We start from the raw sequence: 23,329 nt of genomic DNA on the forward strand, positions 1-23,329 counted from the left end.
GGCCCGAGCCCCCTCCCTCCGCACCGGTTCAGCCCGTCCACCGGGCGGTCCGCCCCGCGGGCGCGGTCACTCCACCGTCACGGACTTGGCGAGATTGCGGGGCTTGTCGATGTCCCGACCGAGCGCCAGCGCCGTGTGGTAGGCGAGCAGTTGCAGCGGGATGCCCATCAGGATGGGATCGAGTTCCACCTCGTTGCGGGGCACCAGGATCGTGTGGTCGGCCCGCTCCTGCTCCTGGTGGGCCACCGCCAGGATGCGGCCCTTCCGTGCCTTGATCTCCTCCAGGGTCGCGCGGTTCTTCTCCAGCAGGTCGTCGTCCGGGACGATGGCCACGGTCGGCACCTCCGGCTCGATCAGCGCGAGCGGACCGTGCTTCAACTCCGAGGCCGGGTAGGCCTCGGCGTGGATGTAGCTGACCTCCTTGAGCTTCTGCGCGGCCTCCCGGGCCACCGGATAGCCGCGCACCCGGCCGACGAACATCATGCTCCGGGCGTCGGCGTAGTCGGCCGCGATCGCCGCGATCTCCCGCTCCCCGCGGAGCACTTCGGCGATCTGCTCGGGAAGCCTGCGCAGGCCGGCCAGGATCCGTCTGCCGTCCGCCACCGAGAGGTCCCGGATCCGCCCCAGATGCAGCGCGAAGAGGGCGAAGGCCACCGCGGTGTTGGTGAAGCACTTGGTGGAGACCACGCAGACCTCCGGACCGGCGTGGACGTAGATGCCGCCGTCGGTCTCGCGGGCGATGGCGCTGCCGACGACGTTCACCACCCCCAGCACCCGGGCGCCCTTCCGCTTCAGCTCCTGCACGGCGGCCAGGGTGTCGTAGGTCTCCCCGGACTGACTGACCGCGATGTAGAGCGTGTCGGGGTCGACCACCGCGTTCCGGTAGCGGAACTCGCTGGCGGGTTCGGCGTCGGCGGGGACCCGCGCCAGCTCCTCGATCAGCTGGGCGCCGATCTGGCCGGAGTAGTAGGCCGAGCCGCAGCCGAGGATCTTGACCCGCCGCACTCCGCGGGCCTCGCGCGCGTCGAGGCTGAGCCCGCCCAGCCGGACGGTGGCGAACCGGTCGTCGATCCGGCCGCGCAACACCCGGTCGACCGCCTCGGCCTGCTCGCTGATCTCCTTGTGCATGTAGGTGTCGTGGCCACCCATGTCGTAGGACTCCGGCTCCCACTCCACGGTGGTCGGGGCCGCCGAGGTGCGGTCCCCCTCGGTGGTGTAGGTGCGGTAGTCCCCGGCCTGCACGGTCGCCATCTCGCCGTCCCCGAGCGTGACCACCTGCCGGGTGTGGCTGACCAGCGCGGCCACGTCGGAGGAGACGAACATCTCCTTGTCCGCGATGCCCAGGACGACCGGGGAGCCGTTGCGGGCCACCACGATCCGGTCCGGGAAGTCCGAGTGGAGCACGGCGATGCCGTAGGTGCCCTCGACCAGCCGCAGGGCCCCGCGGACCCGTTCCTCCAGCGTCTCGGCGGTGGAGCGGCCGATGAGGTGGGCGAGCACCTCCGAGTCCGTCTCGGAGGCGAGCAGGACGCCCTCGGCGGTCAACCTGGCGCGCAGTTCCGGGGCGTTGTCGATGATGCCGTTGTGGACGACGGCGACCTTCCCCTCGCCGTCCAGGTGGGGGTGGGCGTTCTCGTCGTTCGGTGCGCCGTGGGTGGCCCAGCGGGTGTGGGCGATGCCGGTGGTGCCGGCGAAGCGCTTGGGGAGTTTCGCCTGGAGCTCACGCACCCTGCCCTTGGACTTGACCGACCGCAGGGCACCGGGCCGGCCGCCGACGGCGATCCCGGCGGAGTCGTAGCCCCGGTACTCCAGCCGCTGGAGCCCCTCCAGCAGCAGTGGCGCCGCGTCCCGTTTCCCGATGTAACCGACGATTCCGCACATGCGGTTCGACCCTCTCTGTTCGTGGTGGTCCGGCTGTCCGTGGCGGTCTGGCCGGCCGTGTCACCGGTCTGGTTGGTGGTGTGGGAGGTCCGTCCGGGGCGAGGTGGCGGCCGCCGGCGGCTGGGCAGGCCGCCGCGGACACCCGGTGCCGGTTCAGCCGTAGACGATCCGACGCAGCTGCCGCAGTGAGAGCGGGGGCGGGTTGACCGCGCGGTGCGGCAGTTCCGCTGTGATCCGTTCGAAGATCTCGGGGTTCTTCAGACCACCGGAGCGCAGTTCCTGGTGGCGGCGGCGGACGAACTCCTCGGTCGTCTCGTCGAAGTACGCCAACACGTCGAGGACCACCCGGGCGGCTTCGCCGCGCCGCAGCGGAGTGCTGCGGACCAGGTGGTCGACGAGGTCGTCGTGGGGCAGGGATCGATCGGACACCCGTCGATACTGAGGCGCTAAGGCCCTCCTGCGCAAAATATCTGCCCGAAATCGGGCAGGAAACATGATGTCCCTCGGGGGGCGGGCGGGGGAGCCGCCTCAGGGCCCGGCTCGCCACCGCACCGGGGGGCCGGACGCCCACCCGGTGCGGCGCGGGACTCAGCCGGTGGGGCGGTCGGAGAATCCGAGCTCGCGGGCGATCAGCATCCGCTGCACCTCGCTGGTGCCTTCGCCGATCTCCAGGATCTTGGAGTCCCGCCACATCCGGGCCACCGGGTACTCGTTCATGAAGCCGTACCCGCCGTGGATCTGGGTGGCCTCCCGGGCGTTGGTCACCGCTATCTCCGAGGAGTACAGCTTGGCGAGCGCCGCCTCCTTCTTGAACGGTTCGCCGTGCACCAGCCGGGAGGCGGCGTCCCGCCAGGCCAGCCGGGCGGTGTGGGCGCGCATCTCCATGTCGGCGAGCTTGAACTGGATGGCCTGGTTGGCGCCGATCGGCCGGCCGAAGGCGTGCCGGGTCTTGGCGTACGAGACCGACTCGTCGACGCAGCCCTGCGCGAGCCCGGTGGCCAGCGCCGAGATGGCGATCCGGCCCTCGTCGAGGATCCGCAGGAACTGGGCGTAGCCGCGGCCCTCCTGGCCGAGCAGGTTGGCCGCCGGCACCCGGACGTCGGAGAAGGACAGTTCACGGGTGTCGGAGGCGTTCCAGCCGACCTTGGAGTACGGCGCCGCGACGGTGAAGCCGGGGGTGCCGGAGGGCACGATGATCGAGGAGATCTCGGGACGGCCGTCGTCCTTGTGGCCGGTGACGGCGGTGACCGTGACCAGCCCGGTGATGTCCGTGCCGGAGTTGGTGATGAAGCACTTGGTGCCGTTGATCACCCACTCGCCGGCGGCCTCGTCGAGCCGGGCGGTGGTGCGGGTGCCGCCGGCGTCCGAACCGCACTCCGGCTCGGTCAGCCCGAAGGCGCCCAGGATCTCGCCGGTGCACAGGCGGGGGAGCCAGGTGCGCTTCTGCTCCTCGGTGCCGTAGAGGAAGATCGGCATGGCGCCGAGCGAGACCCCGGCTTCCAGGGTGATGGCCACCGAGGAGTCCACCCGGGCGAGTTCCTCCAACGCCAGGCCGAGCGCCAGGTAGTCGCCGCCCATGCCGCCGTACTCCTCGGGGAAGGGCAGCCCGAAGAGGCCCATCCGGCCCATCTCGCGGACGATCTCGTAGGGGAACTCGTGGTTCTCGTAGAACTCGCCGATCTTCGGCGCGATCACGTCGTGGGCGAACTCCTCGACGGTCCTGCGGAGTTCCTCGTACTCGGGGGAGAGGCGGTGGTCGATCGACATGGCGGTCACTGCTCCTGGTGGGAGGTGGTGCCGGCGAGGGCACGGACGGTGCGGGACGGGCTGGGTCGGCCCAGGTGAGCGGCCATCCACACGCTGGTGGCGGTGAGGAGGCCGAGGTCGACGCCGGTCTCGATGCCGAGACCGTGGAGCATCCACACCAGGTCCTCGGTGGCGAGGTTCCCGGTGGCGCTCTTGGCGTACGGGCAGCCGCCGAGGCCGCCGGCGGAGGAGTCGACGGTGGTGACACCGTGCCGGAGCGCGGTGAGGGTGTTGGCGAGCGCCTGCCCGTAGGTGTCGTGGAAGTGCACCGCGAGCCGGCCGGCCGGCACCCCGGCGGCGTCGAATCCGGTCAGCACCGCCGCGACCTGGCCCGGTGTGGCCACCCCGATGGTGTCCCCGAGGCTGAGTTCGTCACAGCCCAGGTCGAGCAGGCGCCGACCGACCCGCACCACCTGGTCAGCGCTGACCGGCCCCTCCCAGGGGTCGCCGAAGCACATCGACAGATAGCCGCGGACCTCGGCGCCGGCCTCCTTGGCCCGCGCCACCACCGGTTCGAACATGGCGAGCGACTCGTCCACCGTCCGGTTCAGGTTGGCCCGGGCGAAGGACTCGGTGGCACTGCCGAAGACGGCGATCTCCCGCACGCCCAGCGCCAGTGCCCGATCCAGCCCGCGCTCGTTGGGGACGAGCACCGGAAGTCGCGGCGCCGCGGTGGAAACGCTGGCGTCGGGGGCCGCGACCGCGCCCTCCGGGGTGGTGTGCGCGCCGCGGGTGCCCTGCTCGGCGAGGAGGGCCATCAGCTCTTCCGCGTCGGCCAGCTGCGGCACCCAGCGCGGGTGGACGAAGCTCGTCGCCTCGATGGTGGACAGGCCGGCGTCGGCGAGCCGGCGGATGAACTCCGCCTTCACCTCCACCGGGACGGTGGCCTGCTCGTTCTGCAGACCGTCCCGCGGGCCCACCTCGTGGATACGGACCCTGCCGGGCAGCCCTTCGGCGGGCACCGGCATCGGCAGACCGTCGATCATCGCCGCTCCTTCTCGTGACGTCCCTTCCGGGGGTGACCCGGCAACGGGACCGGTGCCTCGGAGGCCTCCTCCGCCGACGGGTCGGCGGATGGTGTGACCACGGCGAGCACCTGGTCCATGGCGACGGTGCTGCCCGGTGACACGTCGAGCTCGGTGACGGTGCCGTCGTGCGGCGCGGCGATGACGTGCTCCATCTTCATGGCCTCCACCACCAGGAGCCCCTGGCCGGCCGTCACCGCCTCGCCCACGGCCGCCTTGACCACGGTGACCGTGCCGGGCATCGGTGCCGTCAGCGCCCCGGCGTGCGCCGCCGCGGAGCCGCCGCGCAGCGCGGCGGCCACCGGGTCGAAGACGGCCGTGTGCCAGGCCCTTCCCTCCCGGCCCAGCCAGTGGCCGGCCGCCCCGTCGTCGGCGCAGGTCAGGACGTGGGTAGCCCCGTCCCACTCCAGCAGCGCCCGGCCGGGAGTCCCGGCCTCGACGAGCCGCGCGGGTATCGGCGCGACGGCGGTCTCGCCGTCCGCGATGAGGACTTCGGCGCCGTGCACCGGCCCCCGCACCCGCACCGTCACCGGGTCGTGGCCGGGCACCCGGATGTGGTGCGGGGTCCAGGCGTGCTCGCCGCCCAGCCGCCAGCCGGTCGTCGCCGAGAAGGGGCTCGCCCAACCGCTCGCGCCGCTCCTCGAGGCGGTGTCCTCGGCCTTCGGCGCCGAAGCGGCGAGCTCCGCGTGCCGCAGCAGCGCCGCGGCCGCGTAGATCTCGGCCGGCACCTCCCGCGGCACCAGTGCGGCCGCGTCCCGGTCGACCAGGCCGGTGTCCAGCTCGCCGGAGACCACCGCGGGGTGGGCCAGCAGTTCGCGGAGGAAGCCGATGTTGGTGTCCACTCCGAGGACCGTGGTGTCCGCCAGGGCGGCGCGCAGCCGGCGGAGCGCGGTCGGGCGGTCCGGGCCGTGGGCGATGACCTTGGCCAGCATCGGGTCGTAGGAGGTCCCGACCTCGTCGCCCGCCGTCAGCCCGGAGTCGACACGCACCCCTTCGCCGCCGGGCTCCCGCAGCAGCCGCACGGTGCCGGCGGACGGCAGGAAATCCACCCGTCCACCGGCGACCCGCTCGGTCTCGGCGCAGATCCGCGCCTCGATGGCGTGGCCCCGGGGGGCGGCCTCCGGCTGCGGCAGGGCGAGCCGTTCTCCGGCGGCGACCCGCAGCTGCCACTCCACCAGGTCCAGCCCCGTGATCAGCTCGGTGACCGGGTGCTCGACCTGGAGCCGGGTGTTCATCTCCATGAAGAAGTACGACGACGGGTCGTCGCCGGGGACGATGAACTCGACCGTGCCGGCCCCGGTGTAGCCGCAGGACCGGGCGGCCTGGACGGCGGCCTCCCCCATGGCCTCCCGGGTGCGGGCGTCGAGCAGCGGGCTGGGGGCCTCCTCGACGATCTTCTGGTGCCGGCGCTGCAGGGAGCACTCGCGCTCCCCGAGGTGCACGACCTGGCCGTGGCCGTCGGCCAGTACCTGGATCTCGATATGGCGCGGCCGGTCGATCCACCGCTCCACCAGGAGGGTGTCGTCCCCGAAGGAGCTCCGGGCCTCCCGCCGGGCCGCGGCGATCTCCTCCGCCAGCAGCGACTCGTCGCGGACCAGCCGCATCCCCTTGCCGCCGCCGCCGGCCGAGGGCTTCAGCAGCACCGGCATGCCGATCCGGTGGGCCTCCTCGGCGAGCCGCTGGTCGGTCAGGCCGCTGCCGGAGGAGCCCGGTACCACCGGGACGCCGGCCTTCCGCACGGTCTCCTTGGCGCGGATCTTGTCGCCCATCAGCTCGATGGCGCTCGCCGGCGGCCCGATGAAGGCCAGCCCGGCCTCGTCGCAGGCGCGGGCGAAGCCGGCGTTCTCGGCCAGGAAGCCGTAGCCGGGGTGGACCGCCTGGGCGCCGCTGCGGGCGGCCGCGGCGAGCAGGCGTGGGACCGAGAGGTAGCTTTCGGCGGCGGCGGCCGGGCCGATCCTGACCGCGGTGTCGGCCTCCCGCACATGGGCGGCGTCCGCGTCCGCGTCGCTGAACACCGCGACCGAGCGCACCCCCATGCGCCGCAGGGTGCGGATCACCCGGACGGCGATCTCCCCGCGGTTGGCCACCAGTACCGTGTCGAACATCGTCATGCTTCCCTCACATCCGGAAGACGCCGTAGCCGGGACCGGCCGGGTCCCGTTCGGGCAGCGGCGCGTTGGCACAGGCGGTGAGCGCGAGCCCGAGCACCTGGCGGGTCTCCAGCGGGTCGATGACCCCGTCGTCCCAGAGCCGGGCCGTGGCGTAGTAGGCGTTGCCCTGGGTCTCGTACTGCTCGCGGACGGGTGACCGGAAGGCGGCTTCCTCCTCCGCGCTCCACTCCTCGCCGCGCGCCTCCAACTGGTCGCGCTTGACGGTCGCGAGTACCGAGGCGGCCTGCTCGCCCCCCATCACCGAGATCTTGGCGTTGGGCCACATCCACATGAAGCGGGGGGAGTAGGCGCGGCCGCACATCGAGTAGTTCCCCGCCCCGTAGGAGCCGCCGACGACCACGGTCAGCTTCGGCACCCGGGCGCAGGCCACCGCCGTGACCATCTTGGCGCCGTGCTTGGCGATACCGCCGGCCTCGTAGCTCCGGCCGACCATGAACCCGGAGATGTTCTGCAGGAACAGCAGCGGGGTGCCGCGCTGGTCGCACAGCTCGATGAAGTGGGCGCCCTTCTGCGCGGACTCGGAGAACAGGATGCCGTTGTTGGCGATGATGCCGACCGGGTGCCCGTGGATCCGGGCGAATCCGGTGACCAGCGTCTGGCCGAACTCCGCCTTGAACTCGGCAAGCCGCGAGCCGTCCACGATCCGGGCGATCACCTCGCGCACGTCGTAGGGGGTGCGGGAGTCGACCGGCACGGCTCCGTAGAGCCCGGCCGGATCGACGGCCGGCTCCTCCACCGGCCGCACCGACCAGGGCAGCGCACCGCGCTGGGTGGCCGACTCGGGCAGTGTCGAGACGATGGTGCGGACGATCCGCAGGGCGTGCGCGTCGTCCTGGGCCAGATGGTCGGTGACCCCGGAGACCTTGGAGTGGACCTCGCCGCCGCCCAGCTCCTCGGCCGTGACCACCTCGCCGGTCGCGGCCTTCACCAGCGGCGGGCCGCCCAGGAAGATCGTGCCCTGTTCCCGCACGATGACGGCCTCGTCGCTCATCGCCGGCACGTACGCCCCGCCGGCCGTGCAGGAGCCCAGCACGGCGGCTATCTGCGGGATGCCGGCGCTGGACATCCGGGCCTGGTTGTAGAAGATCCGGCCGAAGTGCTCCCGGTCGGGGAAGACCTCGTCCTGCATCGGCAGGAAGGCGCCGCCGGAGTCCACGAGGTACAGGCAGGGCAGCCGGTTCTCCAGGGCCACTTCCTGGGCCCGGAGGTGCTTCTTGACGGTCATCGGGTAGTACGTGCCGCCCTTGACCGTGGCGTCGTTGGCGACGATCACCACCTCCCGACCGGAGACCCGCCCGACACCCGCGATCACCCCGGCCGCCGGGGCCTGCCCGCCGTACATCCCCTCGGCGGCGAGCGGGGCCAGCTCCAGGAAGGGGGAGCCCGGGTCCAGCAGGCCGTCCACCCGCTCGCGCGGCAGCAGCTTGCCGCGCGCGGTGTGCCGGGCCCGCGCCCGTTCACCGCCGCCGAGCCGTGCGGCGGCCAGCTTCTGCCGCAGCTCCGCGACGAGCTCGCGGTGGGCCGCCTCGTTTGCCCGCCAGGCGTCGGACGCGGGGTCGGCGGTACTGCCCAGCACCGGTGCTTCGGGCCTCCCATGGAGGACGGTCATCGGCTTGCGCTCCCTCGGGACGGTGAGGCGGTCAGGCGGCCGGCAGGTGGTTAATGGACGTTAACGGCCCGCCTCCTCCAGGTTAACGATCGCTAACGGGGCTGTCCAGGTTGGATCTAGAATGGATGTCCATGAGCACCCAAGCCGCGAGGGTGGGCTCCACGGCCCGCCGCGAGCAGATCCTCCGAGAGGCCGCCCGGCTCTTCGCCGAGCGCGGCTTCCACGGCGTCGGAGTGGACGAGATAGGCGCCGCCGTCGGCATCAGCGGCCCTGGCCTGTACCGCCACTTCGCGGGGAAGGACGCGATGCTCGCCGAGCTGCTCGTCGGCATCAGCGAGCGGTTGCTTGAGGGCGGCAGGCAGCGGGTGGCCGGAGCTGCGGACGAGGGGTCGGAGGTCGAGGGCGCAGCCGCCGACCGGTCCGCGGAGGCGGTGCTCGACTCGCTCATCGACGGCCACATCGACTTCGCGCTGGACGACCGGCCGCTGATCACCCTCCACGACCGGGAGCTCGACCGGCTCCGGGACGCGGACCGCAAGCTGGTCCGCCAGCTCCAGCGGCAGTACGTCGAGCTGTGGGTGGACGTCGTGCGCCGGGTCTACCCGGCGCTGGCCGAGGCGGAGGCGCGGGCGTCGGTGCACGCGGTCTTCGGGCTGCTCAACTCCACGCCGCATCTGGGCCGCCCCGGCGCGCTGCCCGGGCGCACCGCCACCGCCGCGCTGCTCCACCGGCTGGCCCGCGGGGCCTTCGGCGCCGCCGCGAGCGCTGGACAGTCCGAGTGACGCCCGGGTAACTTTTACTGAGCAAGCGCTTAGACAGGATTCTCCGGCGGCGTCGGCCCCTTGGTGGGGAGGGTCTCGGGAGAGCGGATCGCGGCAGAGGAGGCCCACGGATGCGGCGCACGGTGTTCGGCGAGGAGCACGAGGCGTTCCGGGAGACCCTCCGCGACTTCATCGCCGCCGAGGTCGTCCCCGTCTACCCCGACTGGGAGCGGGACGGGCAGGTGCCGCGGGACTTCTATCGCAAACTCGGCGAGCTGGGCCTCTTCGGGATCCAGGTGCCGCAGGAGTACGGGGGCGCGGGTGAGACCAGCTTCAAGTTCAACGCGGTCCTGACCGAGGAGACCACGCGGGCCGGCGTGACCTTCGGCGGCAGCAGCGTGCACGCCGGGCTCTGCCTGCCCTACCTCCTCAAGTACGCCGACGAGGAGCAGAAGCGACGCTGGCTCCCCGGCTTCGTCTCGGGCGAGATCATGACCGCCATCGCCATGACCGAACCCGGCACCGGATCCGATCTGGCCGGTATGCGGACCACCGCCAGGCTCTCGGCGGACGGCAGCCACTACGTCCTGAACGGCGCCAAGACGTTCATCACCGGCGGCGCCCAGGCCGACCGGGTGCTGGTCTGCGCCCGTACCGCGCCGGCCGCCCCCGAGGACCGGCGCGGCGGCATCTCCCTCCTGGTCGTCGACGCGGCCAGCGAGGGGTTCGCGGTTGGCCGGAAACTGGAGAAGATCGGGCTGAAGTCCTCCGACACCGCCGAACTCTCCTTCACCGACGTCAAGGTGCCGGTCGAGGACCTGCTCGGCGAGGAGGGCGCGGCCTTCTCCTACCTCATGGACAACCTGCCGCAGGAGCGGCTGGCCATCGCCGTCAGCGCCTACGCCCAGGCCGCCGCAGCCGTGCGGTTCGCCCTCGGTTACGTCAAGGAGCGCACCGTCTTCGGCAAGGCGGTGGCGGAGTTCCAGAACACCAAGTTCGTCCTGGCCGACTGCCGGAGCGAGGTCGACGCCATGCAGTCCTTCGTGGACCGGGCGCTCGACGCCCACGACGCCGGGGAACTGAGCGCCGCGGACGCCGCCTCGGTGAAACTCTTCTGCACGGAGCGGGCGGCCGTCGTCATCGACAAGTGCCTCCAGCTCCACGGCGGATACGGTTACATGACGGAGTACCCGATCGCCCGGCTCTACGCCGACACCCGGGTCACCCGCATCTACGGCGGCACCAGCGAGGTCATGCGCTCCATCGTGGCCAAGTCGATCGGCCTCTAGTGCTGCGTCAGGCAGGCTTCGCACGTCGAGGAGCGGCGTCCGGCGCTTGTGATCGCAAGGCTGCCGGAAGTCCTCGTAGTGGACGCACCAGGGCTTTCGGCCAACACGGCGAGCGCGCGTGCCGGGCGTCGCGACGGGGCCAACCTTCCTGACGCGGCACTAGCGGACCGCCGCCAGCCCCGACCGGCCGCACCCGCGAAGCCCGTGTCGGAGACGGCCGGCAGGCCGCCGCAGCCAGCCCGATGAGCGGCCGTCACCTCTGAACCAGCGGAACAACGTGGAACAAGCCGGAAGAACGCGCCCATGAGCACAGCACTCCACCGCCTCCTCGAACTGCTCGACCTCGAGGCGGTCGACGAGGACACCTTCCGCGGCGCCAACCGGCCCGCCGCCGTCTCCCGGGTCTTCGGTGGGCAGGTGGCCGCCCAGGCCCTGGCCGCCGCGGGCCGCACCGTGCCCGGGGACCGCGGCCCGCACTCGCTGCACGCCTACTTCCTGCGCCCGGGCGACCCGGGCACCCCGATCATCTACTCCGTCGACCGGATCCGCGACGGCAGCTCCTTCGCCACCCGGCGGGTGGTGGCGGTCCAGCAAGGGCAGCCGATCTTCCACCTCTCCGCCTCCTTCCAACGAGCCGAGCAGGGGCTGGAACACCAGGAGCCGATGCCCAAGGCGCCGGACCCGCGGACCCTGCCGACAGCGGCCGAGCGGCTCGCCCGGCACGCCCATCTCTTCCCCAACCCGCTCGTGGTCCGGCGGCTGCTGGAGATCGGCGAGGCGATCGACCTGCGGTACGTCCTCGACCCGCCCTACCTCACGGCCGGGACGGCCCGCGAGCCCGCGTCCCAGGTGTGGTTCCGGGTGGCCGGCGAACTCGCCGGCGCCGCCGACCGCCCGCTGCTCCACTACTGCCTGGCCACCTACGCCTCGGACATGACGCTGCTTGATTCGGTGCTGCTCGCCCACGGCCGCGGCGGATGGTCGCTCGGCGACATCGTCGGCGCGAGCCTGGACCACGCCATGTGGTTCCACCGGCCGTTCCGGGCCGACGAGTGGCTCCTCTACGACCAGCTCAGCCCCTCCTCCGCCGGCGGGCGGGGCCTCGGGCAGGCCAGGATCTACACCGAGGACGGCCGACTGGCGGCCTCCGTCGTCCAGGAGGGCGTGATGCGGGTACCGCGCCGATGACGCCTCGGCCCGCCGTTCGGACCGGCGCTGCGGGGCCGTCCCGGCGGCGGCGGAGCGCTCTCACAGTCCGGCGGCGGAGAGCAGGTACGCCGTCAGCGGATCGTAGAAGCGCGGGTCCAGCACGTGGTCGTCCAACGGCACCGTGACCTCCATGGTGCCCTCCTCCTCGGCCAGGAAGAGCGCCGGGTCGTTGCAGTCGGCGAAGCCCACCGCCGGAATGCCGCGCTGCGCCGCACAGCCGGCCCAGCCGTGGTCGGCGACCACCAGCTGCGGCAGCGCCCTGCCCTCGCGCAGCAGACCGTCGAGGATGGCCGTCATCGGCCCGGGGGAGTGGGTGTGCCACAGCGTCGCGCCCTGCTCCAACACCGCGACGTCGGCGAACTGGAAGACCAGCCCGCCGTCGGCCTGGAGGCCGCCGGGGATGACCACGATGTCGCAGCCGGCCTGCCGCAGGGCCTCGGCGATGTGCCGGTGCACATCGAGCAGTCCACCGGGGTGACCGGTCGCGAACAGCACCCGCTCGCCGCCGTCGGCGGCCCTGCGGAGCACCGAGGCCATCCGGTCGAGGGCGCCGACGGTCAGCTCCGGGTCGATGATGTCCTGCCCGGCCCGGTACTCCGGGTCGTCGATCACCCCGCACCGGTCGGCCATGACGGCCAGCACGTCCTGCTCGTCGTTCCACCGGTCGCCGAACTCCAACCCCAGCCAGAAGTGCCGGTCGCCGTTGGCCAGCAGGCGGTAGTGGGAGAGGTTGTTCTCCCTGGGCGTGGCCACGTTGCCCGCGATGCGCGTGTGGACGAGCTGGTCGATCAGTTCGGCACGGCCGGGGGCGGGACGGGGTATCGGCATGGGCACATTGTGCCTGGCCGGGGTGGGGAACGCCGTGGAGCTGCTGCGAAAGTACCTGCGGAGTTGGATGCCGCCTCCCGGAACTTCCCGGCAGGATGGTCGTTCGCCGAGGCTTTCGACCCACAGGATCCCACTAGGTTAATCTTGTGGAATCCTGTGGCCATGACTGAGATCGCGATCAGCAAAGCCCGCTCCGAACTGGGTGACCTCGTGCGGCGCGCCGCACACGGCCGCGAGACCATCGCGCTCACCGATCACGGCCACGTCGCGGCTCTCCTCGTGTCGCCTCAGGTAATTGAAGACCTCGAGGACTCCCTGGCGATCGCTGAACGCGAGCAGCGCCGGGCCCAGGGCGTGCTCGATGAGGGTGTCAGCCACGAAGAGGTCGGCCGCATGCTGGGGCTGCGTACGTGACCTACAGCATCATCTGGGAGCCAGAGGCCACCAGCGCCGCGGTGCGGTTCCTCAAGGACGATCCGCAGGGTCTGGCCGCCCTGTACGAAGCCGTCGACGCCCTCGCCGGGGATCCCCGGCCCGCCAACTCCACGCCGTACGGCAACGGGTACCGGCGCCTGAGAGGCGGTTCCTACCGGGCGTTGTACGTCGTCGACGACCAGGTCGTCCGCATCCTGGTCACCCACATCGGGCGCACGTCCGGCCGAGCGACCTCCCCCCATCGGTAAGCTTCCAGCGCGGTGCCGGGGTGAAGCGGCCGGGCGTCGAGAAGCCGTTGAACGACGGCGTGACAGGCGACGGTCGTGAGTGCGAACCGTCGGGCCCGCTCGTTCGATCGGGCCGCCTGAACCGTCCCACCGCCCCCTTGGTGCTTTCGGGCGGAAGGAAGAGCGACCGCTTACGGGACAACCCTTAGGCTCGTGGACCGTCCTCCGATGTCCGTGCCGTGTGAGAGGCAGGTAAAACAGGTGACTACGCAACCCCGTCGGCCGGATGGCCCGGTCGGGCCCGTCGACTCGTCCCGGACCCCGCGCTACGCCGGTCCGGCCACCTTCGCGCGACTGCCCCGGATCGACGAGGTGGGCGCGGCCGATGTCGCGGTGGTGGGGGTGCCCTTCGACAGCGGGGTCTCCTACCGGCCCGGCGCACGCTTCGGCGGCAACGCGATACGTGAGGCCTCCCGGCTGCTGCGCCCGTACAACCCGGCACAGGACGCCGCCCCGTTCGCGCTCGCCCAGGTGGCCGACGCGGGCGACATCGCCGCCAACCCGTTCGACATCCACGAGGCGGTCGAGACGGTCGAGGCCGCGGCCGACGACCTGCTGGCCACCGGCGCCCGGCTGATGACGCTCGGCGGAGACCACACGATCGCGCTGCCGCTGCTGCGCTCCGTCGCCCGCCGGCACGGACCCGTCGCCCTGCTGCACTTCGATGCCCACCTGGACACCTGGGACACCTACTTCGGCGCCGAGTACACCCACGGCACACCCTTCCGGCGCGCGGTCGAGGAGGGCGTCCTCGACACCTCGGCGCTCTCCCACGTCGGCACCCGCGGCCCGCTCTACGGCCGGCAGGACCTGACGGACGACGAGAAGATGGGCTTCGGCATCGTCACCTCGGCGGACGTCATGCGCCGGGGGGTGGACGAGGTCGCCGACCAACTGCGGCAGCGGGTCGGCGACCGCCCGCTCTACATCTCGATCGACATCGACGTCCTGGACCCGGCGCACGCACCCGGCACGGGCACCCCGGAGGCGGGCGGGCTCACCTCCCGCGAACTGCTGGAGATCCTCCGCGGGCTGGCCGACTGCCACCTGGTCTCCGCCGACCTGGTGGAGGTCGCACCGGCCTACGACCACGCGGAGATCACCTCGGTGGCGGCCTCCCACACCGCCTACGAACTCACCACGCTGATGGCACGCCAGATCGCGGCAGCCCGCGGTTAGGCCGTGTCGTCGGGATCTGCGTGGACCAGGTCGCGGCGTCCGGTGCCCGCGATCGCCGGGCGGCCGGCCCCGTGACCCCCGTCAAGAGCCGACTGAGGCACCGTGAGCGCTGCCCCGTGCGGCCCGCCGGACACCGCGCCACCACCACCCGGGCGCTCACCCGTGGGTGGACCGCGGTACGCGCCGTTCCGCCCCGCCGCCGGGAGCTCGGCATAGTGTGGCTGCGGTTTCCGAATCGTGGACGTGCCCTCCCCACCGCCCCGGGCGCGGCGGTGGGGAGAGGGGAGATGCGCGGTGGTGGAAGAGGACCTCGAGAAGGCCGCGGCGCTGGTGGTGGCGCGGATGATCTCCGGCGTGATCGCCGTGCTCGCCCTCGTGGTGACCATGCTGACCCTGCCCCGCGGCGGCCACACGGGGTTCTACCCGCTCTCCGTCTTCACGGTGAGCGTCGCCACCTGGATCTACCTGAAGGTCCGTCTGAAGGGCTGAGACCCGGCGGCCGCGAATTCGGTCGTGGTATCCCTGGCCGGTCGGAACCCGGGACCCCTCCCGCCCCGGCGCGGCCGACCCGCCACGGACCGAGGAGCGCCCGATGACCGCCTGCCGCCCCGAACCCGCCCGGACACCGGTCCCCGCCGCACTGGCCGCGGCGTACGAGACCCACTCCGGAGCCTCGGGGCGGGCCTGGATCGCGGCCCTGCCCGCACTGGTCGCCGAGTACCTCGATCGCTGGGAGCTGCGGCCGGACGGGGGTGTGCGGTGCGGCAGGATGGCCCTCGTCCTGCCGGTGCTGGACCGGGACGGCGCCCCGGCGGTACTCAAGCTTCAACCGGTGGACGCGGAGACCTGCGGGGAACCGCCGGCCCTGCGCCGCTGGGACGGAGACGGTGCGGTGAGGCTGCTCCGCCACGACCCCGCCTCCGGGACGATGCTGCTGGAACGGTTGGACGCCGACCGCTCCCTCGCCTCCCTGCCGGACGACACGGAGGCACTGCGGGTGCTCTCCGGGCTGCTGGCCCGGCTGACCGCGCACCCCGCGCCCGAGGGGCTGCGCACACTGACCGGCATCGCGAAGGCCCTGCTCGACCGGGCCGAGCAGGCGCTGCCCGCCCTGGCCGACCCGGCCGACCGCCGGCTGCTCGGCGACTGCGCGGCCAGGGTCCGCGAACTGCTCGGTGAGCCGCCGGGCGACCGGTTGCTCCATTGGGACCTGCACCACGACAACGTCCTCGCCGCGCCCGCCACGGCTGCCGACCGGGGCCCCTGGCTGGCCATCGACCCGAAACCGCTGGTGGGAGACCCGGCCTTCGAGCTCTTCCCGGCACTCTGGAACCGCTGGGACGCCCTCGTGGCGACCGGGGACGTCGTCCGATCCGTCCGCCGCCGGTTCGACCTGATGACCGAGGCGCTCTCCCTGGACCGGGAGCGTGCGCGGGGCTGGACCCTCGGGCGGGTCCTCCAGAACTGCCTCTGGCGGCTGGAGCAGGGGCAGCGCGCGGTACCCGCCGACCAGCGGGCGATCGCCGAGGCGCTGTCGGAGTAGGCGGCGCCCAGACCCACCTCCGGTACGCATCCGGCGTTGTTGAACGGCGTCCGGGGCACCGCATACCGTCGGGATGATGGAGACGACGCACCGGCCCGCCGCCCGGGTCATCTGTCTGGACGCCGCCCATCGCCTGCTTCTCCTGCACTGGCGCGACCCATTCGGCGGGAGGCTGCTCTGGGAGCCGCCTGGCGGCGGCATCGAGCCCGGCGAGACCCCGCTGGAGGCCGCGCGCCGCGAACTTCTGGAGGAAACCGGACTCGACCCGTCGGCCGTCCTCGACCAGTCGCTGCCGGTCGAGCGGGACGTGCGCTGGAACGGCAAGCGGTTCACCGGGCCGGAGCACTTCTTCCTGGCGCGGTTCGCCGAAGAGGAACCGGCGCTGGTTCGCACCGGACTGCTCCCGGACGAACAGGTCAACCTGGACACACACGCCTGGGTCGCGTGGTCGGAGCTCGGCTCGCTTCCCGACGAGGTCGAGCCCCCGCAGTTGCCGGCCGTGCTCGCCGCCCTGGTGCCGGACGGCCCCTGGTCGGTCCCGCCCGGCGCCGCTCCCGCGCAGCCCGGCCCGCCGCTGCGGGACTGACCCGGAGCCCCGGCGCGGACCCGGCCCCAGGGGTGGGCGGCAGACCGCGGAGACCCGTCCGCGTCCCGGCGAACCCGGGCCGGGACGGACGCCGCCCGCCGCACTACGACCTCCGGCTGAGGTCGGACGGGCCATAAGGTGGAACCGCTGCCGAAACAAACCGATGAGCCGCAGGCGTTCTCGATCGTGGTGTGGCGGAATCAGCACCGCGTAGCGGACGGGGACGACGGAGGTCATGGGTGAGCGGCGGTACTCAGACGGGGGAAGGCACGCGACGGGAGGCGGGCGGCGGCTCGCCGCACCGCGGACCGGAGGCCGGGGACGGGACGGCCGCGAGCAACCGCGGCCCGCGCACCGGGACGGTCGCGAGGGAGACCGCGGGCGATTCGCCGGGCTGGGCACGCCGGCTGACCGGCTACGCCTGGCGCTACCGGAGCAGCCTGCTCCTGGCGCTCGGCTCCTCGCTCGGCGGCATGGCCGTGATGGCCCTCGTGCCCCTGGTCACCAAGCTGATCATCGACGACGTGGTGGTGGAGCAGCGCCGGCCGATGCTCCCCTGGGTGGCGCTGCTCGTGCTGGCCGCCCTGGTCGTCTACGCGCTGACCTACCTCCGCCGCTACTACGGCGGGCGGCTGGCGCTCGACATCCAGCACGACCTGCGGACGGCCATGTTCTCCTCGCTCACCCGGCTCGACGGGCGGCGCCAGGACGGACTCTCCACCGGCCAGGTCGTCGGCCGGGCCACCAGCGACCTGCAACTCGTCCAGGGCCTGCTCTTCATGCTGCCGATGATGATCGGCAACGTCCTGCTCTTCGTGATCTCGCTCGTGGTGATGGGCTGGCTCTCTCCGCTGCTCACCGTGGTGGCCCTCGCCGTCGCCCCGGCGCTGTGGGTGATCGCCAACCGGAGCCGGAAGCGCCTCTTCCCGGCCACCTGGTACGCCCAGGGGCAGGCCGGTGCGGTCGCCGGGGTGGTTGACGGCGCGGTCACCGGGGTGCGGGTGGTCAAGGGCTTCGGCCAGGAGGAGCAGGAGACCCAGAAGCTGCGGGAGGTCAGCCGCCGGCTGTTCGCCGGGCGGCTGCGCACGGTGCGGCTGAACTCCCTGTACACCCCCGCGCTGCAGGCGGTCCCGGCGCTCGGGCAGGTGGCCATGCTGGCGCTCGGCGGCTGGATGGCGACCCGCGGCCAGATCACGCTGGGCACCTTCGTCGCCTTCTCCACCTACCTGGCCCAGCTCGTCGGACCGGTCCGGATGCTCACCATGGTGATCACCGTGGGCCAGCAGGCCCGGGCCGGTGTGGAGCGGGTGCTGGAGCTCGTCGACACCGAGCCGGTGGTGCGGGAGCGGCCGGACGCGCGCGAGCTGCCCGCCTCCGCCCCCGCCGACGTCGAGTTCGACCGGGTCACCTTCGGCTACGACGAGAGCCGGCCGGTCCTCGAGGACTTCAGCCTGCGCATCGCGCCCGGGGAGACGGTGGCGGTCGTCGGTGCCTCGGGAAGCGGCAAGTCGACGGTCTCGCTGCTGCTGCCCCGCTTCTACGACGTCACCTCGGGCGCGGTCCGGGTCGGGGGCCACGACGTGCGGGAGCTGACCCTGGACTCGCTGCGGGCCGCCGTCGGGCTGGTGCCGGAGGACAGCTTCCTCTTCTCCGACACCGTGCGCGCGAACATCGCCTACGGACTGCCGGACGCCACCGAGGAGCAGGTGCTGGCGGCCTCCCGGGCCGCCCAGGCGGACCGCTTCATCCGCGAGCTGCCCGATGGGTACGGCACGACCGTCGGAGAGCAGGGGCTGACGCTCTCCGGCGGCCAGCGGCAGCGGATCGCCCTGGCCCGCGCCATCCTCACCGACCCGCGGCTGCTGCTCCTGGACGACGCGACCTCCGCGGTGGACGCCAGGGTGGAGCAGGAGATCCACGACGCGCTGCGCGGGGTGATGGCCGGGCGCACCACGCTGCTGATCGCCCACCGGCGCTCCACGCTCGCGCTCGCCGACCGGATCGCGGTCATCGACGCGGGACGGGTGGCGGACGTCGGCACGCATGAGGAACTGGAGGAGCGCTGCGAGCTCTACCGCAGGCTGCTGACCGACCCGGACGAGCTGGGCGGTGTGGAGCGTGATCCGGCGGGCCGGGCCCAGGAGCCGGCGGAGCCGGAGCCGCAGGAGGAGGGCGACGGCGCGGCGGGCGAGGACGCGGCTCCCGGTGACGCCGGGCCGGCGTCGGACACCGCCGGGAAGGCCGGACCGGCCACCCCCGGCGGAACCAGCACCGCCCCCGCCCCCGGTGTGGCGGGGGCGCTCGCCGGGATGCCCGCCACCCCCGAGCTGCTCGCACAGGTGGCGGCGCTGCCGCCGGCCACCGACACCCCGGACGTGGACGAGGAGCGGGCGGCCCGGCCGGAGACCGAGTTCGGCCTGCGCCGGCTGCTCAGCGGTTTCCGTACCCCGCTGCTGATCAGCCTGGGCCTGCTGGCGGTCGACGCGGTCGCCGGGCTGCTGCTGCCGATCCTGATCCGCCACGGCATCGACGAGGGGGTGCAGCGGATGGCCCTCGGGGCGGTCTGGACCGCCTCGGCCCTCGCGCTGCTGGTGGTGCTCGTCCAGTGGGCCGCCCAGTTCGCCGAGACCCGCATGACCGGCCGCACCGGTGAGCGGGTCCTCTACACGCTGCGGGTGAAGACCTTCGCCCACTTGCAGCGGTTGGGGCTCGACTACTACGAGCGGGAACTCACCGGGAAGATCATGACCCGGATGACCACCGACGTGGACGCGCTCTCCAGCTTCCTCCAGACCGGTCTGGTCACGGCGATGGTCTCGCTGCTGACGTTCCTCGGGATCCTCGTCGCGCTGCTGGCGCTCGACCTGGAGCTGGCCCTGGTGGTCTTCGCCACCCTGCCGGTGCTGATCGTGGGCACGGTCTTCTTCCGCCGCAAGAGCGTCAAGGCCTACGCCTTGGCCCGGGACCGGATCAGCGTGGTCAACGCCGACCTCCAGGAGAGCGTCGCCGGGCTCCGCATCGTCCAGGCGTTCCGCCGCGAGCGGAGCGGGGAGCAGCGCTTCACCGAACGGAGCGACGGTTACCGGCAGGCGCGGGTGCGCGGCCAGTTCCTGATCTCCGTCTACTTCCCCTTCGTGCAGCTGCTGTCCTCCCTCGCGGCGGCGGCGGTGCTGATGGTGGGGGCAGGCCGGGTGACGGAGGGCACCCTGACGGCCGGGGCGCTGGTGGCGTACCTGCTCTACATCGACCTCTTCTTCGCGCCGGTGCAGCAGCTGTCGCAGGTCTTCGACGGTTACCAGCAGGCGTCGATCTCGCTCTCCCGGGTGCAGGAGCTGCTGCGGGAGCCCACCAGCACGGCGCCCGCGGACCGGCCCCGGGAGGTACGCCGGCTCCGCGGCGAGATCGCCTTCCGGGACGTGCACTTCCGCTACGGCCCGGACGAGGAGGCGCTCAGCGGCGTCGACCTGCACATCCCGGCCGGGCAGACGGTGGCGTTCGTCGGGGAGACCGGAGCCGGAAAGTCCACCCTGGTGAAGTTGGTCGCCCGGTTCTACGACCCGACCTCGGGCGCGGTCCTCGCCGACGGACAGGACCTCCGGGAGCTGGACCTGACCGGCTACCGGCAGCGGCTCGGGGTGGTGCCGCAGGAGCCCTACCTCTTCCCGGGCACGGTGCGCGACAGCATCGCCTACGGGCGGCCCGAGGCCACCGACGCCGAGGTCGAGGCGGCGGCCCGGGCGGTGGGCGCCCACACCATGGTGGCCTCGCTGGACGGCGGCTACCGCCACGAGGTGGCCGAGCGCGGCCGGAACCTCTCCGCCGGCCAACGGCAACTGCTCGCCCTGGCGCGGGCCGAGCTCGTCGATCCGGACGTGCTGCTGCTGGACGAGGCCACGGCTGCGCTGGACCTGGCGACCGAGGCGCTGGTCAATCAGGCCACGGATCGGTTGGCGGGCCGGCGCACCACGCTGGTGGTCGCGCACCGGCTGACGACCGCCGCCCGAGCCGACCGGATCGTCGTCATGGACCACGGCCGGGTGGTGGAGGACGGCACCCACGCCGAACTCCTGTCGGCCGGCGGCCGGTACGCCGAGTTGTGGCGCACCTTCACCGGAGAGCCGGAGGGCGCGGCGGCCTGAGGCCGCCGCCCGGTCACCCCGGCGGTACGGGACGGCGGCCCGGCGACTCGCCGGGCCGCCGTCCCACGGGCCGCAAGGAACCACCGGACAGCCTCCAGTCGGCCGGTTCCACCCCGGGCCGTCCTCCGGTCGCGGGGGCGGTCCGGCCACGGTAAGAATCTTGGTGCGGTGAGAAGCAGCGCTGAAGAGGAGTCGGTGCGCTGGAGAACGGTGTGCCGAAGGCGGTGCGGTGGGGAACCGGCTACGGCTCACCGGTGAGACCGCTGCGCGCCCGGTAACGGCCGGCGCAGCGGAGCCGATCGGGTGCGAGGAGCGGCACCGGGCCGGATGGACCCGGTCCCGGTCGGAGAAGGAGCGGCGCTGTGCAGACCTTTCTGCCCCTGCCCGGTTTTCTGCGGAGCGCCCAGCTCCTGGACACCCGTCGGCTCGGCAAACAGCGGGTGGAGGCCCTCCAGGTGCTGCGCGCCCTGACCGTTCCCGGCTACGGGTGGCGCTCCCACCCGGCCGTACTGATGTGGGCCGGGTACGAGGAGGCGCTGGTCCGCTACGGCGTGGAGGTCTGCCGGGTCTGGTCCGCCGCCGGCCACCGGGACAGCTGCCAGGAACAGTTGCTGGCCGGGCTCGCGGGGCTTCGGTACGTCACCGGAGTCGTCCCACCGGACTCCGCGGACGGGCCGGGGCAGCCGCGGTCGCAGCGGGAGCTGGGGCTGGCGGGTGAACTGCCGCCCTGGCTCGGCGAACCGGCGTTCCACCGCAGTCACCAGTCGGCGCTGGTACGAAAGGCTCCCGACCGGTACGGGGAGGTGTTCCCGGAGGTCCCGCCGAACCTGCCGTATGTGTGGCCGCTCTCCGACCGGCCGCCTACCTCCGCCGACGGCCGGGCGGCGGCACCGGACGCCGATGCGGCGGCCGGGGAGCCGGCTGAGCCCGGGGACGGGACACCGCCGTGGGTGTAGCGCGCGGCGGAGCGGCCGGTCCCCGGGCCGTGACCGCCCGCTCGGCGGAGCCGTCCGATGCTGGCATGAACATGCACCTCCCCGGTAGGTTCTCGGCGACCTACGCGAAGTCCCAGGGAGGGCGAATGGGCAAGGCGCTCAGATGGCTCCTGTCGCTCGTGGTGCTCATAGGCACCACCGGAGTCGGCGGAGCCTCGGCAGCAGCGGCCACCGCCGCCGAGCCGAAGACCGAGGCGGGCACCACCACCGGCACGGCCGGCAGCAGTCACAAGGACATCAAGGACCGGCTCCTCGCCATCCGCGGTATGAGCCTCATCGAAGAGAAGCCGGTGGACGGCTACCGGTTCTTCGTCCTGAACTACACACAGCCGGTCGATCACCGGCACCCGGGCAAGGGCACGTTCCAGCAGCGGATCACCCTGCTGCACAGGTCGACCGCCCGTCCGACCGTCTTCTACACCTCCGGCTACGGCGTCTCCACCGACCCGAGGCGCAGTGAACCGACCCAGATCGTCGACGGCAACCAGGTCTCCCTGGAGTACCGCTTCTTCACCCCGTCGCGGCCCGAGCCGGCCGACTGGTCCAAGCTGGACATCTGGCAGGCCGCCAGCGACCAGCACCGGATCTTCCGGGCGCTGAAGCGGATCTACCCCCGGAACTGGCTCGCCACCGGCGGCAGCAAGGGCGGTATGACGGCCACGTACTACGAGCGCTTCTACCCCAGGGACATGGACGGTGTGGTGGCCTACGTGGCGCCGAACGACGTCGTGGACGGCGAGGACTCCGCCTACGACGAGTTCTTCCGCCAGGTCTCCACCGAGGAGTGCCGCACCGCCCTCGACGCCGTACAGCGGGAAGCGCTCGTCCGCCGGGGCGAGATGACCGACCGCTACCGGCAGTGGGCCGAGGAGAACGACGCCACCTTCAGCACGATCGGCAGCCTGGACCAGGCCTACGAGAGCGCCGTCCTCGACCTGGTGTGGGCGTTCTGGCAGTACAGCACCGAGGCCGACTGCAACGACGTGCCGAAGCCGACCGCCGCCACCGAGGAGCTCTACGGCTTCGTCGACGAGGTCTCGGGCTTCTCCTCCTACACCGACCAGGGCCTTGAGCCCTACACGCCGTACTACTACCAGGCCGGCACCGAGTTGGGCGCGCCCACCGTGCAGACGCCGCACCTGGACGACCTGCTGCGCTACCCGGGCATGTTCACCCCGCGCGCCTTCGTGCCCGACACCATCCCGATGAGGTGGCGGGACGGCGTGATGCGGGACGTCGACCGCTGGGTGCGGCACAACGCCGAGCGGATGCTCTTCGTCTACGGGGAGAACGACCCCTGGGGCGCCGAGCCGTTCCGGCTGGGCAAGGGGGCCGAGGACTCCTACGTCTTCACCGCACCGGGCGCCAACCACGGCGCGAACATCGGCGGTCTCGTCGAGGAGGAGCGGGCCAAGGCCACCGCGGAGGTGCTGGAGTGGGCGGGGGTCGCCCCGGCCGCCGTCCGCTCGGGTGAGGCGACCGCCGAGCCGCTGGCCAAGCGGGACTCGGCCCTCGACCAGCGATCGGTCGAACGGCGGCCGGCGCTGCTGCCGTAGCGCCCGGCGTTCTCCGGCCCGCCGGCAGGC

General features: G+C 72.7%; 19 protein-coding genes. 12 read left to right on the forward strand and 7 right to left on the reverse strand.

The features are described 5' to 3' along the window. Positions 1-66: 66 nt before the first annotated feature. The 6 genes from glmS to BGP73_RS00755 all read right to left on the reverse strand — a co-directional run bounded on the left by glmS (position 67) and on the right by BGP73_RS00755 (position 8,492). Positions 67-1,881 (reverse strand): glutamine--fructose-6-phosphate transaminase (isomerizing), encoded by a 1,815-nt coding sequence (gene glmS / locus BGP73_RS00730; protein ID WP_069811240.1) that lies wholly within the window; start codon positions 1,879-1,881, stop codon positions 67-69. Positions 1,882-2,034: 153 nt separating this feature from the next. After that, positions 2,035-2,295: a hypothetical protein gene (locus tag BGP73_RS00735; RefSeq protein ID WP_107473941.1), complete on the reverse strand. Its 261-nt coding sequence runs from the start codon at positions 2,293-2,295 to the stop codon at positions 2,035-2,037. Between the two features lie 174 nt (positions 2,296-2,469). After that, a complete protein-coding gene (locus tag BGP73_RS00740) occupies positions 2,470-3,642 on the reverse strand; it encodes an acyl-CoA dehydrogenase family protein (RefSeq protein WP_069812023.1) in 1,173 nt (390 codons plus the stop codon). An 11-nt stretch (positions 3,643-3,653) separates the two neighbouring features. Next, positions 3,654-4,673, reverse strand: a complete 1,020-nt coding sequence (locus tag BGP73_RS00745) for a hydroxymethylglutaryl-CoA lyase (protein WP_069811244.1) — start codon at positions 4,671-4,673, stop codon at positions 3,654-3,656. Beyond that, complete coding sequence (locus tag BGP73_RS00750; protein ID WP_069811245.1) at positions 4,670-6,817, reverse strand: ATP-binding protein; 2,148 nt, start codon at positions 6,815-6,817, stop codon at positions 4,670-4,672. The genes BGP73_RS00745 and BGP73_RS00750 overlap by 4 nt, the downstream gene beginning before the upstream one ends. 13 nt (positions 6,818-6,830) lie before the next feature. Beyond that, complete coding sequence (locus BGP73_RS00755) at positions 6,831-8,492, reverse strand: carboxyl transferase domain-containing protein (protein WP_069811247.1); 1,662 nt, start codon at positions 8,490-8,492, stop codon at positions 6,831-6,833. A 131-nt stretch (positions 8,493-8,623) separates the two neighbouring features. On the opposite strand from BGP73_RS00755, the gene BGP73_RS00760 reads away from it, so the two are divergent. The 3 genes from BGP73_RS00760 (at position 8,624) to BGP73_RS00770 (ending at position 11,730) form a co-directional block, all read left to right on the forward strand. Next, a complete protein-coding gene (locus tag BGP73_RS00760) occupies positions 8,624-9,274 on the forward strand; it encodes an SACE_7040 family transcriptional regulator (protein WP_069811248.1) in 651 nt (216 codons plus the stop codon). A gap of 110 nt (positions 9,275-9,384) precedes the next feature. Then, complete coding sequence (locus BGP73_RS00765; protein WP_069811250.1) at positions 9,385-10,542, forward strand: acyl-CoA dehydrogenase family protein; 1,158 nt, start codon at positions 9,385-9,387, stop codon at positions 10,540-10,542. A gap of 303 nt (positions 10,543-10,845) precedes the next feature. After that, complete coding sequence (locus BGP73_RS00770; RefSeq protein WP_069811251.1) at positions 10,846-11,730, forward strand: acyl-CoA thioesterase; 885 nt, start codon at positions 10,846-10,848, stop codon at positions 11,728-11,730. Between the two features lie 60 nt (positions 11,731-11,790). Here BGP73_RS00770 and BGP73_RS00775 read toward each other — a convergent pair whose 3' ends face one another. Next, the gene (locus BGP73_RS00775; protein ID WP_069811253.1) at positions 11,791-12,579 is read right to left on the reverse strand and encodes a phosphatase; all 789 of its coding nucleotides are present in this window, start codon (positions 12,577-12,579) and stop codon (positions 11,791-11,793) included. 162 nt (positions 12,580-12,741) lie between these two features. Here BGP73_RS00775 and BGP73_RS00780 point away from each other — a divergent pair, with 162 nt between their 5' ends. The 9 genes from BGP73_RS00780 to BGP73_RS00820 all read left to right on the forward strand — a co-directional run bounded on the left by BGP73_RS00780 (position 12,742) and on the right by BGP73_RS00820 (position 23,299). Continuing rightward, complete coding sequence (locus tag BGP73_RS00780) at positions 12,742-12,993, forward strand: type II toxin-antitoxin system Phd/YefM family antitoxin (protein WP_069812024.1); 252 nt, start codon at positions 12,742-12,744, stop codon at positions 12,991-12,993. Then, positions 12,990-13,262 (forward strand): type II toxin-antitoxin system RelE family toxin, encoded by a 273-nt coding sequence (locus BGP73_RS00785; RefSeq protein ID WP_069811255.1) that lies wholly within the window; start codon positions 12,990-12,992, stop codon positions 13,260-13,262. The genes BGP73_RS00780 and BGP73_RS00785 overlap by 4 nt, the downstream gene beginning before the upstream one ends. Positions 13,263-13,469: 207 nt before the next feature. Then, positions 13,470-14,480, forward strand: coding sequence for an agmatinase (gene speB / locus BGP73_RS00790; RefSeq protein ID WP_069812025.1), 1,011 nt, complete (start codon positions 13,470-13,472; stop codon positions 14,478-14,480). Positions 14,481-14,777: 297 nt separating this feature from the next. Then, a complete protein-coding gene (locus BGP73_RS00795) occupies positions 14,778-14,969 on the forward strand; it encodes a hypothetical protein (RefSeq protein WP_139134516.1) in 192 nt (63 codons plus the stop codon). A 103-nt stretch (positions 14,970-15,072) separates the two neighbouring features. Continuing rightward, positions 15,073-16,023, forward strand: a complete 951-nt coding sequence (locus tag BGP73_RS00800) for an aminoglycoside phosphotransferase family protein (RefSeq protein WP_069811258.1) — start codon at positions 15,073-15,075, stop codon at positions 16,021-16,023. A gap of 76 nt (positions 16,024-16,099) precedes the next feature. Next, positions 16,100-16,609 (forward strand): NUDIX hydrolase, encoded by a 510-nt coding sequence (locus tag BGP73_RS00805; protein ID WP_280138115.1) that lies wholly within the window; start codon positions 16,100-16,102, stop codon positions 16,607-16,609. A gap of 407 nt (positions 16,610-17,016) precedes the next feature. Continuing rightward, positions 17,017-20,748 (forward strand): ABC transporter ATP-binding protein, encoded by a 3,732-nt coding sequence (locus BGP73_RS00810; RefSeq protein ID WP_069812026.1) that lies wholly within the window; start codon positions 17,017-17,019, stop codon positions 20,746-20,748. A gap of 362 nt (positions 20,749-21,110) precedes the next feature. After that, the gene (locus tag BGP73_RS00815) at positions 21,111-21,704 is read left to right on the forward strand and encodes an MSMEG_6728 family protein (RefSeq protein ID WP_069811262.1); all 594 of its coding nucleotides are present in this window, start codon (positions 21,111-21,113) and stop codon (positions 21,702-21,704) included. A 125-nt stretch (positions 21,705-21,829) separates the two neighbouring features. Further along, positions 21,830-23,299, forward strand: a complete 1,470-nt coding sequence (locus BGP73_RS00820; protein ID WP_069811264.1) for a S28 family serine protease — start codon at positions 21,830-21,832, stop codon at positions 23,297-23,299. The last annotated feature ends 30 nt before the right edge of the window (positions 23,300-23,329 follow it).

Origin of the sequence: Streptomyces sp. TP-A0874 (genome assembly GCF_001748085.1) — a bacterium.
GTDB lineage: Bacteria > Actinomycetota > Actinomycetes > Streptomycetales > Streptomycetaceae > Streptomyces.

Coding starts and splice junctions, on each gene's coding strand:
- glmS (WP_069811240.1), bottom strand. CDS start 1,881: ATGTGCGGAATCGTCGGTTACATCGGGAAACGGGACGCGGCGCCACTG.
- BGP73_RS00745 (WP_069811244.1), bottom strand. CDS start 4,673: ATGATCGACGGTCTGCCGATGCCGGTGCCCGCCGAAGGGCTGCCCGGC.
- BGP73_RS00750 (WP_069811245.1), bottom strand. CDS start 6,817: ATGTTCGACACGGTACTGGTGGCCAACCGCGGGGAGATCGCCGTCCGG.
- BGP73_RS00755 (WP_069811247.1), bottom strand. CDS start 8,492: ATGACCGTCCTCCATGGGAGGCCCGAAGCACCGGTGCTGGGCAGTACC.
- BGP73_RS00760 (WP_069811248.1), top strand. CDS start 8,624: ATGAGCACCCAAGCCGCGAGGGTGGGCTCCACGGCCCGCCGCGAGCAG.
- BGP73_RS00765 (WP_069811250.1), top strand. CDS start 9,385: ATGCGGCGCACGGTGTTCGGCGAGGAGCACGAGGCGTTCCGGGAGACC.
- BGP73_RS00770 (WP_069811251.1), top strand. CDS start 10,846: ATGAGCACAGCACTCCACCGCCTCCTCGAACTGCTCGACCTCGAGGCG.
- BGP73_RS00775 (WP_069811253.1), bottom strand. CDS start 12,579: ATGCCGATACCCCGTCCCGCCCCCGGCCGTGCCGAACTGATCGACCAG.
- BGP73_RS00780 (WP_069812024.1), top strand. CDS start 12,742: ATGACTGAGATCGCGATCAGCAAAGCCCGCTCCGAACTGGGTGACCTC.
- speB (WP_069812025.1), top strand. CDS start 13,470: ATGTCCGTGCCGTGTGAGAGGCAGGTAAAACAGGTGACTACGCAACCC.
- BGP73_RS00800 (WP_069811258.1), top strand. CDS start 15,073: ATGACCGCCTGCCGCCCCGAACCCGCCCGGACACCGGTCCCCGCCGCA.
- BGP73_RS00805 (WP_280138115.1), top strand. CDS start 16,100: ATGGAGACGACGCACCGGCCCGCCGCCCGGGTCATCTGTCTGGACGCC.
- BGP73_RS00820 (WP_069811264.1), top strand. CDS start 21,830: ATGGGCAAGGCGCTCAGATGGCTCCTGTCGCTCGTGGTGCTCATAGGC.